Genomic DNA, 13,794 nt, shown 5'->3' with positions numbered 1-13,794 from the left:
CTTGTCGTCAACTTGTGATCAAGGCCGTGCCGGTCGTTTTCAGGCCAGCGGCGGCTGGGGTTCGTCGTTCTCCGCCCTGATCACGTGCATGACCGCGTTGATCAGGGAGAGGTGGGTGAACGCCTGCGGGAAGTTGCCGAGGTGACGCCCGGTGTGCGGGTCGATCTCCTCCGAGTACAGCTGCAACGGGCTGGCGTACGACAGCAGCTTCTCGCACAGCGCCCGCGCCCGGTCCAGCTCCCCGATCATCACCAGCGTGCTGACCATCCAGAACGAGCAGATGGTGAAGCTGCCCTCGTCGGTGTCGAAGCCGTCGTCGGTCTCCGCGGGCCGGTAGCGCAGGACGAGGTCGTCCTCCGACAGCTCGTCGGCGATGGCGAGGACGGTCTCGCGGACGCGCTTGTCGTCGGCCGGCAGGAAGCCGAGCAGCGGGATCAGCAGCGCCGACGCGTCCAGCGTGGTCGCGCCGTAGTGGGCGGTGAAGACGCCCCGCTCGTCCAGCGCGTTGGCGAGCACGTCGGCGTGGATCTCGTCGGCGGCGGCCTGCCAGCGCGCGGCCCGATCCCGGTCGCCCCGGATGCGGGCGAGCCGGGCCCCGCGCTCGGCCGCGACCCAGCAGAAGACCTTGGACGAGGTGAAGTGCTGGGGTTCGCCGCGCACCTCCCACATGCCGCAGTCCGGCACGCGCCAGTTGGCGAGCGCGTCCTCCACCTGCTTGATGATGATCTTCCAGAGCCGGTCGTCCAGCCGGTCGCGTTTGCGGACGAACAGGTAGATCGAGCCGATGATGGCGCCCCACACGTCGTGCTGCGCCTGCATGTACGCCTCGTTGCCGATCCGCACCGGACGCGCGTTGTCGTAGCCGCTGAGATGGTCCAGCGTGGACTCGGGCAGCTCCGCGCGGCCGTCCAGCCCGTACATGATCTGGAGTTTGCCCTCGGCGGCCTCGGCGACGTCGGTGATGAAGTAGAAGAAGTCGTTGGCCTCCCAGTCGTAGCCGAGCGTGTAGAACGCCCACAGCGCCATCGTGGAGTCGCGGATCCAGGTGTAGCGGTAGTCCCAGTTCCGGTCGCCGCCGGGCGCCTCCGGCAGCGACGTCGTCGCCGCGGCCGCGACCGCGCCGGACGGCGCGAACGTCAGGCCCTTCAGGGTGAGGGCGCTGCGCTGGAGGTGGCTGCGCCACGGGTGGTCGGGGAAGCGGCCCCGGTCGAGCCAGTGCTGCCAGTGGTGGACGGTCCACACCAGCCGTTCCTGAGCCTCCTGCCAGGACGACGGCGCCGCGTGCTCACTCCACGACAGCGCCACGAAGCGGGACTCGCCCTGCTTCAGCAGCGTCCGGGCCGTGGCGAGCGACCCCTCGAACCCGACGTTCAGGTCGGTGGTGAGCCGCAGCCCGATGTCGCTCCCGCGCGCCACGGCCTCGTGGTACCCGGAGCCGGTGTGCTCCCAGCGGGCGGGCGTCCGGCCGTAGTCGAACACCGGCATGCAGTCGAGGCGGACCTGGACCTGCCCGTTCACGCACCGCACCATCCGCAGCAGGACGTGGTCGGCGTCGTAGTCGGTCGGGGCCCTGCGGTGGGTGTGGGACCGTTCCGTCTCGTGGTGCCACGGCCCCATCAGCAGCGCGTCCGTCACCACGAGCCAGCCGCCGTGCACCCACCAGGTGGTCTCCATGACCATGGTGCCGGGGATGTAGCGCTGCGCGGCGGGCACCTCCACGCCCGCCGGGCCGACCCGGAAGTATCCGGCGTCGCGGTCCAGGATCGAGCCGAACACGCTGGGGGAGTCCATCCGGGGCAGGCACATCCACTCGATGTTCCCGCTGGGCGCGACCAGGGCGGTCGTCTCGCAGTCGGACAGGAACCCGAAATCGGCGATCGGGGCGAACGGATCTCCCGCCCTGCCGCCGGCGACCTTCGGCCTCACACTCTCACCTCCGTGATCCATCATTCCCTCTTCCATGGAGCGGGTACGTCACCGGTGCGGGGAGTCCGCCCGGAAGATCCCCGTTGGTCCGAATTGGAATAGACCACTATCGGGGGTCTGACCTGCGGAAACGCCAACTCGCGCACCGGGCGCCGAGTAGCCACGCGACACGCAGGTACAGTCCCGGCAAACAGGGCAGCGGATCCGCCGCTCGGGGGTTCGCGACGTCGCGTCCACGCCGCGGCGGTTCCGGCACTGCCGCTGTGTGGAACCGGAGCGAGAAGGAGCTCCCCGTGCCGAAGTTCGTGTACGACTTCACCGAGGGAAACAAGAACCTCAAGGAACTGCTGGGCGGCAAAGGCGCCAACCTCGCCGAGATGACCAACCTCGGACTGCCCGTGCCCCCAGGCTTCACGATCACCACGGAGGCCTGCCGGCACTACCTGGAGCACGGGAACCCGCCCGAGGGCCTCACGGACGAGGTGGACCGCCACCTCGCCGCGCTGGAGTCCGCGATGGGCAAGAAGCTCGGCCAGAGCGACGACCCGCTCCTGGTCAGCGTGCGTTCCGGCGCGAAGTTCAGCATGCCGGGCATGATGGAGACCGTCCTCAACGTCGGGCTGAACGACGAGTCGGTGCTGGGCCTCGCCGCGCAGGCCGGGGACGAGCGGTTCGCGTGGGACTCCTACCGCCGCCTGATCCAGATGTTCGGCAAGACCGTCCTCGACATCGACGGCGACCTGTTCGAGGACGCCGTCGAGGACGTCAAACGCGCCCGCGGCAGCGACAACGACGGCGACCTCGTCGCCGAGGACTTCAAGGCCCTCGTCGACCGGTTCAAGGTCATCGTCCGGGAGCGGGCGGGCCGGGACTTCCCGACCGACCCGCGCGAGCAGATGGACCTCGCCGTCAAGGCGGTGTTCGACTCCTGGAACGCGCCCCGCGCCGTCCTGTACCGGCGGCAGGAGCGCATCCCCGTCGACCTCGGCACCGCGGTCAACATCTGCGCCATGGTCTTCGGCAACATGGGCCTGGACTCCGGCACGGGCGTCGCGTTCACCCGCGACCCGGCGTCCGGGCAGCAGGGCATCTACGGCGACTACCTGCAGAACGCGCAGGGCGAGGACGTCGTCGCCGGGATCCGCAACACCGTCCCGCTGACCGAGCTCGAACGCATCGACCAGGCGTCCTACGACCGGCTGCTCGAAATCATGGAGACGCTGGAGAACCACTACCGCGACATGTGCGACATCGAGTTCACGATCGAGCGCGGGAAACTGTGGATGCTCCAGACCCGAGTAGGCAAGCGGACCGCCGCCGCGGCGTTCCGCATCGCCTGCCAGCTCCTCGACCAGGGGCTCATCGACGCCGACGAGGCGACCCGCCGCGTCACCGGCGACCAGCTCGCCCAGCTCATGTTCCCCCGCTTCGCCAGCAAGGTCGACGGCGTCAAGAAACTCACCCGGGGCATGAACGCCTCGCCCGGAGCGGCCGTGGGCAAGGTCGTGTTCACCTCCGAGCGGGCCGTGGAACTCTCCGGGCGCGGCGAGGACGTGATCCTCGTCCGCCGGGAGACCAACCCCGACGACCTCGCCGGGATGGTCGCCGCCAGGGGCGTCCTGACGTCCCGCGGCGGCAAGACCTCGCACGCCGCCGTCGTCGCCCGCGGCATGGGCAAGACGTGCGTGTGCGGCGCCGAGGAACTGGACGTCGACGTCAAGAACGGGCAGTTCACCGCCCCCGGCGGCGTGACGGTCGGCGAGGGCGACGTGATCTCCATCGACGGGTCGTCCGGGGACGTCTACCTCGGCGAGGTCCCCGTCGAGGACTCGCCCGTCGTCCGGTACTTCGAGGGTGACCTGTCCGTCGAGGACGGCGACGACCTCGTCAAGGCCGTGCACCGGGTCATGGAGCACGCCGACGCGCGGGCGGCGCTCAAGGTCCGCGCGAACGCCGACACCCCCGAGGACTCGGGGCGGGCCCGCCGGTTCGGCGCGACCGGGATCGGGCTGTGCCGCACCGAGCACATGTTCCTCGGCGACCGGCGGCAACTCGTCGAGCAGCTCATCCTCGCCGAGGACGACCAGGGGCGGAACGCCGCGCTGGACGCCCTGGAACCCCTCCAGCGGCAGGACTTCGAGGGCATCTTCGAGGCGATGGACGGGTTGCCGGTCACCATCCGGCTCATCGACCCGCCCCTGCACGAATTCCTCCCCGACATCACCGAGCTGTCGGTCAGGATCGCGCTCGCGGGCGACGAGGCGGATGCGGAAGACCGGAGACTGCTCGAAGCAGTCAACCGACTGCACGAGCAGAACCCTATGCTGGGCCTGCGCGGCGTGCGGCTCGGTTTGGTGATTCCGGGACTTTTCGGCATGCAGGTCCGGGCCATCGCCGAGGCCGCGGCGGCGCGCAGGGTCGCGGGCGGCGACCCGCGCCCCGAGATCATGATCCCGTTGGTCGGGGCGGTGCAGGAGCTGGAGGCCGTCCGCGACGAGGCCCGCGCCATCCTGGCCGAGGTCGGGTCCGCCACGGGGGTCGACGTGCCCGCCCTGATCGGCACCATGATCGAGCTGCCGAGGGCCGCGCTGACCGCGGGCCAGATCGCCGAGGCCGCCGAGTTCTTCTCCTTCGGCACCAACGACCTCACCCAGACGACCTGGGGCTTCTCCCGCGACGACGTGGAGGCGGCGTTCTTCTCCCAGTACCTGGACCTCGGGATCTTCGGGGTGTCGCCGTTCGAGACCCTCGACCGGGACGGCGTCGGGCGGCTCGTCCGCATCGCCGTGGAGGAGGGCCGCCGCGCCCGGCCCGACCTGCACCTCGGCATCTGCGGTGAGCACGGGGGCGACCCCGACTCGGTGCACTTCTGCCACGAGGTCGGTCTCGACTACGTGTCCTGCTCGCCGTTCCGCGTCCCGGTGGCGCGGCTGGAGGCGGGACGGGCCGCGATCGGCTGAAAAAGTATCCGGCCGGCACGGCTGAATCGCGAACCCGGCGCACGTCGCGGACCATCTCACTAGTGTGTCCGAAGCGATGACGTTGGAACTGGAAATGCCGGGCCGCGAGCCCGAGGACGACGCCGAGACGCCCGAGAACGACGGCCCCGAGAACGACCGCCGGGAGAAGCGGCGGCGGTCGCCCTGGTTCACGATCTCGGTGGGCGTCGTCCTCGGGCTGCTGGCCATCGTCGTCCTGACGCCCCTGACCGTGGGAACGCGCGTCTGGTACCAGGCCCGACAGGACGAGCGGCCGCGCTCCGACGCGATCATCGTCCTCGGCGCCGCGCAGTACAACGGCGTGCCGTCCCCGACGCTCAGGTGGCGGCTCCAGCACGCCCTCGACCTCTACCGCGACGGGGTCGCGCCCGCCATCGTCACCGTCGGCGGCAAGGCGCCCGGCGACAACTACACCGAGGCGGGCTCCGGCCGCGCCTGGCTGATCAAGAAGGGCGGGGTGCCCGCGTCGAAGGTCTTCGCGGTGCCCGTCGGACGGGACACGCTGGAGAGCATGGCGGCCGTCGGCAAGGAGTTCGAACGGCACCACTGGAAGTCCGGGGTGATCGTCACCGATCCGTGGCACGGGCTGCGCTCCAAGAAGATGGCCGAGGACCACGGCATCACGTCCGCCGCGTCCCCGACGCGCAGCGGGCCCAGCGTCCAGACCCGCAAGACGCAGTTCCGCTACATCGTCCGCGAGACCGGCGGTTACCTGTCCTACGTCCTGCGGGGCGACCGGTGAGCCGGGGCGGACGGTGAGCGGGCGGGCGGTGAGCGGGGCACGGCGCGCCCGCTTACTCTGGATAGGGCCATGACGACCACCAACCTCGACCACCGGAGTTCCGACGGCTACACGGCCCGGGACCGGCACCGCTGGGCGCCCGAACCCGCCAAACGGCGCGACCGGACGGCGTTCGAACGCGACCGCGCCCGCGTCCTGCACAGCGCCGCCCTGCGCCGGCTCGCCGCGAAGACCCAGGTCGCCTCGCCCGGCGCGGACGCCGCGGGCGGCACCGTGCAGAGCCTGCGCACCCGGCTGACCCACTCGCTCGAATGCGCTCAGGTCGGCCGTGAGCTGGGCAAGTCCCTCGGCTGCGACCCCGACCTGGTGGAGGCGGCGTGCCTGTCCCACGACATCGGGCACCCGCCGTTCGGCCACAACGGCGAGGCCGCCCTCGACGTGTTCGCCCGGGACTGCGGCGGCTTCGAGGGCAACGCGCAGAGCCTGCGCGTCCTGACCCGGCTGGAACCCAAGTCGTTCGCGTCGGACGGCCCGCCGCTGCACGGCCGCAGCGTCGGCCTGAACCTGACCCGCGCCGCGCTGGACGCCGCGATGAAGTACCCGTGGTCCCAGGCGGAGGCGGTCAACGGGAAGTTCGGCATCTACCCCGACGACGTCGACGTCGCGGACTGGGTGCGCGAGGGCGTCGAACCGGGCCGGACGTGCTTCGAGGCCCAGGTCATGGACTGGAGCGACGACGTCGCCTACTCCGTCCACGACCTCGAGGACGCGCTGGTCGCCGGGCACATCGACTTCGCGCTGCTCGCCGATCCGGCCGAACGCCGCCTCGTCGCCGCCACCGCGACCAAGCTGTACTGCCCGGACGCCGACCTGGCCGAGCTGGAGGAGCGGTTCGCCGCGCTGCTCGCCGAGCCGTGCTGGCCCGACCGCTACGACGGCACCCCGCGCAGCCTCGCCGCCCTGAAGAACCTCACCAGCACCCTGATCGGACGGTTCTGCCTGGCGGCCGAGACCGCGACCCGCGACGCCTACGGCGACCGTCCGCTGACCCGCTACGCCGCCGAACTGATCGTCCCACGCGCGCAGCGGCTGGAGAACGCGCTGCTCAAGGGCATCACGGCGCACTACGTGTGGATCAGTCACGAGGAGGTCAGGGCCCGGCAGCGGACGCTGATCATCGAACTGGCCGAGATGACGCTGGCCGGCGCCCCCCGGACCCTGGAACCCGGCTTCCGCGCCGCCTTCGAGGACGCCGCCGACGACGCGGCCCGGCTCCGCGCCGTCGTCGACCAGATCGCGTCGCTGACCGACCTGTCCGCCATGGCCCGCCACCGCGCTCTGGAGGGGGTCGCGTGAGGCCCATGATCTGAAGCGCGCGATGATGACTCTTGTCTCGTTACAGAGACCGCGGTCGGGATAACTACCGGTTAAGCGCAGGAGGTCGTCATGCCCCAGGAGACGTTCGTCATCGCCGGTGCCAGCCTGGCGGGTGCCAAGGCGGCGGAGACGCTCCGCGCGGAGGGTTTCACCGGCCGACTGCTGCTGATCGGCGACGAGATCGAACGGCCGTACGAGCGACCTCCGCTGTCCAAGGGGTTCCTGCTGGACAAGGAGCCGCGCGAGAAGGCCCACGTCCACGAGGCCGACTGGTACGACGAGCACGACGCGGAACTGCGGCTCGGCGTCGCCGTCACGTCCATCGACCGGGCCGCGCACGAGGTGCGGCTGTCCACCGGCGAGCCGATCGGCTACGACAAGCTGCTGCTGGCGACCGGCGCGTCCCCGAGGCGGCTGGACGTGCCCGGCGCCAAGCTCCAGGGCATCCACTACCTGCGGACCATGGCCGACTCGGCGGCGCTGAAGCAGGCCCTCGCGCACGGCGGCCGCCGTGTCGTCGTCGCCGGCGCCGGATGGATCGGCCTGGAGACGGCCGCAGCCGCCCGCGCCCACGGCAACGAGGTGACGATCATCGATCCGGGGGCGACGCCGCTGCACGCCGCCCTCGGCCCCGAGCTCGGCGGAGTCTACGCCGACCTGCACCGCGAGCACGGCGTCGACCTGCGGCTCGGCCAGGGCGTCGCCGGGTTCTGGGGCGCCGGTCAGGTGTCGGCGGTGGTGACCTCCGGCGGCGCCGAGGTGCCCGCGGACGTCGTGATCGTCGGGATCGGGGTGCGGCCCAACGTCCGGCTGGCCGAGGAGGCCGGGCTCGACGTGTCCAACGGGATCCTCGTGGACGCCTCGCTGCGCACGTCCGATCCCGACATCTACGCGGCCGGGGACGTCGCCAACGCCCACAACCCGCTGCTCGGACGCCGTATCCGCGTGGAGCACTGGGCGAACGCGCTGAACGGCGGACCGGCCGCCGCCCGCGCCATGCTCGGCCAGGACGTCGTCTACGACCGTGTCCCGTACTTCTACAGCGACCAGTACGACCTCGGCATGGAGTTCTCCGGTGTCGCGACGCCGGGGGAGTACGACGAAGTCGTGTACCGGGGGGACGTCCCCGGCCGCGAGTTCATCGCGTTCTGGCTGTCGGGCGGCCGGGTCGTCGCGGGGATGAACGTCAACGTGTGGGACGTCACCGGCGACGTGCAGGCGCTGATCCGCTCCGGACGGCCCGTGGACGCCGCCAGGCTCACCGACCCGGAGGTCCCGCTCGCCGAACTCGCCTGATCCCGTCGTTGATCTTTTGGGTGGGTTGTGACTCTGGTATATGGCCTACTCAGGTAAGGTCTGGGCGAGTGAACACCATCCAGCGGTCAAGACCGACGAGAACGGTCGCGGCCGCCCCGGTCTACGGGCCCTTCCAGCGTGGCGGCTTCCTGAGCGAACTGCTCAGCTTCGGCTTCGTCGGCGTCGTCGGCACGCTGATCATGATCTTCGGCGCCAACCTGATGCGCGCCCTGCTCGGCGGCAGCCCCGTCACGAGCGTCGTCGTTCCGACCGTGGTGTCCACGCTGGCGTCGTACCTGCTCAACCGGTTCTGGGTGTTCCGCCACCGCGACAGTGACGGATCGAGCCGCGAGGTCGCGATCTTCTTCGCGTTGAACGGCGTGGGGCTGCTGATCCAGGTGGTGTGCACCGGGTTCACCTACTACACCCTCGGTCTGCACGGGGGAGTCGCCTACAACGTCGGGCTGCTGGCCGGCGTCGCGTTCGGTGCCGCGTTCCGCTACTGGTCGTACAAGAAGTGGGTGTTCACCCCGACGGTGGCCTGACGGGCTCCGCGTTCGCGGCGGTCATCGACCGCCGTGGCCGCCGTGACCGTCGTGGGCGTGCGGCGCCTCCTGGCCCGCGTGCTCGGGCCGGTGCGCCCGGGGCGGTGCCGATTGGTGCCGGTGGACGGGGGTGACGCGGCGTCCGTCGGCGCCGAAGAACAGGATCCGGTCGAGGTCGACGGCCAGCGCGACGCGGTCGCCGCGGTTCGGGCGGTCGCCGGGCGCGATGCGGAACATCAGGTCGGGCCGCCGGTGGTGGCCGCCGACGTGCTCCTCGACCGCCTGCTCCTGCTCGGGCGGCTGTGACGGGCCGAGCAGCGTCCGGAGCCTGTCGCGCAGCGTGGGCCGTTCGGGCTGCGGCGGTGTGGCCGGGGCGGGCCGTCCCACCGTGGTCGGGTCGACCGTGGTGATCCCGGCCTCGGCGTAGGCGAGCCACTCGTGCCCGTGGAACTCCAGCGCCCTGACCTGGCCGGACAGGACGGTGCCGGGCGCGGCGGGGGAGCCGGGGGCGATGGGCGTGAGGTTGTCCGGGCGGATCGCGACCGTGACGGGACGGCCCTGGTGGCTGATCAGCGCGGACGTCCGCGGATCGTCCCACGGGATGGTCAGCCGCTGCGCGCCGAAGTCGATCAGCAGTCCCTCGTCCTCCACGGTCCACAGCGTCCCCTGAAGCAGGTTGATCGGCGGTGAGCTGAGGAACGCGGCCACGAACACGGTCGCCGGGTCCTGGTAGATCTGCTCGGGGGTGCCGACGTCCTCCAGGACGCCGTCGCGCAGCACCGCCATCCGGTCGGCCATCGTCATGGCCTCGACCTGGTCGTGGGTCACGTAGACGGTGGTGGTGCCGGTGGCGCGCACCAGCGCGGAGATCTCCACGCGCAGTTCGGTGCGCAGGCCCGCGTCGAGGCTGGACAGCGGCTCGTCCAGCAGGAAGAGCGACGGCTCGCGGACCAGCGCCCGGCCGATCGCGGCTCGCTGCCGCTGGCCGCCCGACAGCGTGCGCGGCAGCCGGTCGATCATCGAGTCGATGCCGAGGGCACGGGCGAGCTCCTGGACCTTCGCGTTCGCCTCGACGCGGTCGTCCCCGGAGACCTGCAGGGGGAACAGCATGTTGCCCTTGACCGTGCGGTGCGGGTAGAGCGCCCCCTCCTGGAACACCATGGCGACGTTCCGTTCCCGGGGAGGCAGGTCGTTGGCGATCGCTCCGTTCAGCCAGATGGCGCCGTTCGTGATCTCCTCCAACCCGGCGATCATGCGCAGGATCGTGGACTTGCCGCAGCCGGACGGGCCGAGCAGGACGAACAGCTCACCGTCATTGATCTTCAAACGGATATTTCGGACGGCGGCCACCCCGCCCGGATACACCTTGTCGACACCGTCGAGTACAACATCCGTCATTTCGGGTCCGCCTGGAGTGGAGCAATTGGGGTGTCCGCCATCACATCGCGCGACGCTCCATGTTGTCCAGAGTAGTTTTCAGGATGTCGGGGCCGAGTCGGCCGAGACCGGTCAAAATCGCTCGATTTTCGGACAGCGACGGAGGGGGCCGGCCCTGGTCGTCCGAGTGGGCGCCGGGTTCGGGCTCCCGGTGCCGGATGTCGGAGCGCCGCCGTAGACTCCTACGTCGTGGCAGGCAGGATTCGCAATGAGGACATCGCGCTCGTGCGGGAGCGGTCGTCGGTCGACGCCGTGATCGGCGAGTACCTGCAGCTGCGCAACGCGGGCGGCGGGAATCTCAAGGGCCTCTGCCCGTTCCACGACGAGAAGTCGCCCTCGTTCAACGTGACGCCGTCGCGCGGGCTGTACCACTGCTTCGGCTGCGGGGCGGGCGGCGACGTCATCAAGTTCGTCCAGGAGATCGAGCACCTGTCCTTCACCGAGGCGGTGGAGCGGCTCGCCGCGCAGGCGGGCGTCCAGCTGCGCTACGAGGACGGCGGTGCCCGCGGCCCCCGCCAGGACGGCGGGCAGCGCGCCCGGCTGATCGAGGCGCACCGGGCCGCCGCCGAGTACTACGCCGAGCGGCTGAACTCGCCGGACGGCGCGATCGGCCGCACGTTCCTGTCCGAGCGCGGCTTCGAGCCCGCCGACGCCGAGCGCTTCGGCGTCGGGTTCGCGCCGCGCGAGTGGGAGGGCCTGGTCGGGCACCTGCGCCGCCGCGGCTTCGCCGACCGCGACATCATCGCGGGCGGGCTCGCCAAGGAGGGGCGGCGCGGCCCGATGGACCGGTTCCGCGGGCGGCTGATGTGGCCGATCCGCGACCTGTCCGGCGACGTCATCGGGTTCGGCGCGCGGCGGCTCTACGAGGACGACGACGGCCCCAAGTACCTGAACACCCCCGAGTCGCCGCTCTTCCACAAGGGCTCGGTCCTGTACGGGGCCGACCTGGCGAAAAGGGAGATCGCCAAGCGCCGCCAGGCCGTGGTGGTGGAGGGCTACACCGACGTGATGGCCTGCCATCTGGCGGGCGTCCCGACCGCGATCGCGACGTGCGGCACCTCCTTCGGCGACGACCACATCAAGGTGCTGCGCCGGTTGCTGATGGACCAGGACGAGTTCCGCGGCGAGGTGATCTTCACCTTCGACGGCGACGCGGCCGGTCGTAAGGCGGCGCTGCGCGCGTTCGACGACGAGCAGAAGTTCGTCTCGCAGACCTTCGTCGCCGTCCAGCCCGACGGTCTGGACCCGTGCGACCTGCGCATCCGGCACGGCGACGCGGCGGTGCGCGACCTGATCGCCTCCCGGCTGCCGCTGTTCGAGTTCGCGGTGCGCAGCGCGATCGAGCAGCACGACCTCGACACCGTGGAGGGGCGGCTGAGCGCCCTGGACGCCGCGGCCCCGGTCGTCGCCGCCATCAAGGACCGGTCGCGCCGCCACCTGTACGCGGTCAACCTCGACCGCTGGCTCGGGTTCATGGACGAGCAGTTCGTGCTGCGCCGCGTCCGCGAGCTGGCCAACCGGCGGCACGGCCGCGCCCAGAACGGGAACCACAGGGCCGGAAACGGACGGTCCGAAAACGGTGGCGCACGAAACGGCGCCGATGGCGGCGGCCGCCCCGGAGCCGGGGAGCGGACGGCGGCGCGCCCGGCGTTCGATCCGAGTGACCCGGAGGTCCAGCGGGAGCGTGAGCTGCTGAAACTCGCCGTCCAGCGGCCGGCGGTGCTCGGGCCCGCCTTCGACGAGGTCCCGGCGGAGGCGTTCATCGCCCCGCCGCACGCCACGGTCCGCGCGGTCATCGCGGACGCGGGCGGCGTGGCGACGGCGGAGAATGTCGCCGAGTGGGTCGCGCGCCTGCTGGAGCTGGCCCCCGACGACCAGGTCAGAGACCTGATCACCAGGCTCGGCGTGGAACCCGCGCGGGCGGCCGATGATTCGGGCGACCGTTATGCGGTGGAATTGCTTTCCCGAATTCAGGAACGCCAGCTCACCCGTATGATCGCCGACGCGAAATCTAAACTCGAGCGGCTGAATCCGGTCGAGGCTCCCGACGAGTACCCTCGCCTCTTCGGCGATCTTGTCGCGCTTGAGCAGCAGAGACGGGTGTTGCGGGAGCGAGGTCTCGGAGCACAGTGAGTCAAGGGACCGCAAAATAGGTCCTGTGATCTTGGCCCCACTTGACGCAGACTGTCTTCGTGGGCCCTTCGGTGCTGCCAAGCGAGGCGCCATCGGTTGATCAGGTGGCGGACCTCGTCGCACGTGGCAGAGAACGCGGCGGCGTGACCGTCGAGGACGTCGCTGCCGCGCTCGATCGCTCGGACTTGCCGGACGACTCCCTCGAACGGGTCGTCCGGATGCTCGCGGAGCAGGGGGTGGAGGTCCTCGAGTCTCAGCAGGAGACCGAGGACATCGCGCGAGCGGACGAGGGAGACCTCGGCAAGCGGGCGCCGACGAGCGACCTGGTTCGGATCTACCTGAGAGAGATCGGTCGCGTACCGCTGCTCACGGCAGAAGATGAAGTAGAACTCGCGAAATCGATCGAGGCGGGCCTGTTCGCCGAGGAGAAGATGGCGCGCACCGCCGTCCTCGGCCGCGGCGAACTCCTCGACCTCGAACTGCTCTCCCGCGAGGGTACGCGGGCGAAGCAACGCCTGATCGAGGCCAACCTCCGGCTGGTGGTCTCGATCGCGAAACGCTATGTCGGGCGGGGAATGCTGTTCCTCGACCTGATCCAGGAGGGAAATCTCGGACTGATCCGTGCGGTCGAGAAATTCGACTACACCAAGGGGTTCAAGTTCTCCACGTACGCCACCTGGTGGATCCGGCAGGCCATCACCAGGGCGATCGCCGACCAGGCCAGGACCATCCGGATCCCGGTGCACATGGTCGAGACGATCAACAAGCTGGTCCGGGTGCAGCGCCAGCTCCACCAGGACCTCGGCCGTGAACCCACCCCCGAGGAGATCGGCCGGGAGATGGGCCTGTCCCCGATCCGGGTCGTGGAGATCCAGCGGATAGCGCAGGAACCGGTCTCGCTCCAGTCGCCGATCGGAGAGGAAGACTCCGACCTCGGCGACTTCATCGAGGACGCGGACGCCGTCGTGCCGATCGAGGCCGCGGCGTTCATCCTTCTCCAGGACCAGCTGGAGGACATCCTGGGCACGCTGTCGGAACGGGAACAGCGCATCATCCAGCTGCGCTTCGGCCTGACCGACGGCCATCCGCGCACCCTGGAGGAGGTCGGCAGGGAGTTCGGCGTGACGCGGGAACGGATCCGGCAGATCGAGTCGAAGACCCTGGCGAAACTGCGCCACCCGTCCCGCGCGCAGATGCTCCGCGAATATCTCGACTGACGACGCGCGGCCGACGCCGCCCCGCGGAGGGACGGCGCGTCGCTCGGCCCGGAAGCGCCTCCCGGCCGGAGCGCCGGGAGGCCGGTCGGGCGTGCTCCGACAGCGCGGTCAGGGACGGCTGT

9 protein-coding genes are annotated in these 13,794 nt (G+C 70.6%); 7 read left to right on the top strand and 2 right to left on the bottom strand.

What is annotated here, in order from left to right:
- Positions 1-39: 39 nt before the first annotated feature.
- A complete protein-coding gene (locus D0T12_RS11185) occupies positions 40-1,926 on the bottom strand; it encodes a glycoside hydrolase family 15 protein (RefSeq protein ID WP_233525969.1) in 1,887 nt (628 codons plus the stop codon).
- A gap of 293 nt (positions 1,927-2,219) precedes the next feature.
- On the opposite strand from D0T12_RS11185, the gene ppdK reads away from it, so the two are divergent.
- From ppdK to D0T12_RS11160, 5 genes are all read left to right on the top strand, one after another.
- Positions 2,220-4,886: a pyruvate, phosphate dikinase gene (gene ppdK, locus D0T12_RS11180; protein WP_117399432.1), complete on the top strand. Its 2,667-nt coding sequence runs from the start codon at positions 2,220-2,222 to the stop codon at positions 4,884-4,886.
- A gap of 76 nt (positions 4,887-4,962) precedes the next feature.
- Positions 4,963-5,667: a YdcF family protein gene (locus D0T12_RS11175; RefSeq protein WP_117399431.1), complete on the top strand. Its 705-nt coding sequence runs from the start codon at positions 4,963-4,965 to the stop codon at positions 5,665-5,667.
- Between the two features lie 69 nt (positions 5,668-5,736).
- Entirely contained in the window at positions 5,737-7,023 is a 1,287-nt protein-coding gene (locus D0T12_RS11170; RefSeq protein WP_117399430.1) for a deoxyguanosinetriphosphate triphosphohydrolase, read from the top strand.
- Between the two features lie 90 nt (positions 7,024-7,113).
- Entirely contained in the window at positions 7,114-8,340 is a 1,227-nt protein-coding gene (locus tag D0T12_RS11165; protein WP_117399429.1) for an NAD(P)/FAD-dependent oxidoreductase, read from the top strand.
- 68 nt (positions 8,341-8,408) lie between these two features.
- A complete protein-coding gene (locus D0T12_RS11160) occupies positions 8,409-8,885 on the top strand; it encodes a GtrA family protein (RefSeq protein WP_117399428.1) in 477 nt (158 codons plus the stop codon).
- Between the two features lie 21 nt (positions 8,886-8,906).
- Here the strand turns inward: D0T12_RS11160 and D0T12_RS11155 are convergent, their stop codons facing one another.
- Positions 8,907-10,283, bottom strand: coding sequence for an ABC transporter ATP-binding protein (locus D0T12_RS11155; RefSeq protein WP_117399427.1), 1,377 nt, complete (start codon positions 10,281-10,283; stop codon positions 8,907-8,909).
- Positions 10,284-10,511: 228 nt separating this feature from the next.
- Here D0T12_RS11155 and dnaG point away from each other — a divergent pair, with 228 nt between their 5' ends.
- Together dnaG and rpoD are read left to right on the top strand one after the other, a co-directional pair.
- Positions 10,512-12,455: a DNA primase gene (dnaG, locus tag D0T12_RS11150; protein ID WP_117399426.1), complete on the top strand. Its 1,944-nt coding sequence runs from the start codon at positions 10,512-10,514 to the stop codon at positions 12,453-12,455.
- Between the two features lie 71 nt (positions 12,456-12,526).
- On the top strand, positions 12,527-13,672 hold the full coding sequence (gene rpoD, locus D0T12_RS11145; RefSeq protein ID WP_117399425.1) for an RNA polymerase sigma factor RpoD: 1,146 nt from the start codon (positions 12,527-12,529) through the stop codon (positions 13,670-13,672).
- Positions 13,673-13,794 lie beyond the last annotated feature (122 nt).

It is taken from the genome of Actinomadura spongiicola, assembly GCF_003432485.1.
In the GTDB taxonomy this organism is placed as follows: Bacteria; Actinomycetota; Actinomycetes; order Streptosporangiales; family Streptosporangiaceae; genus Spirillospora; species Spirillospora spongiicola.
The sequence above is the reverse complement of the archived record's forward strand: the minus strand, read 5'-3'. Positions and strand labels throughout refer to the sequence as shown.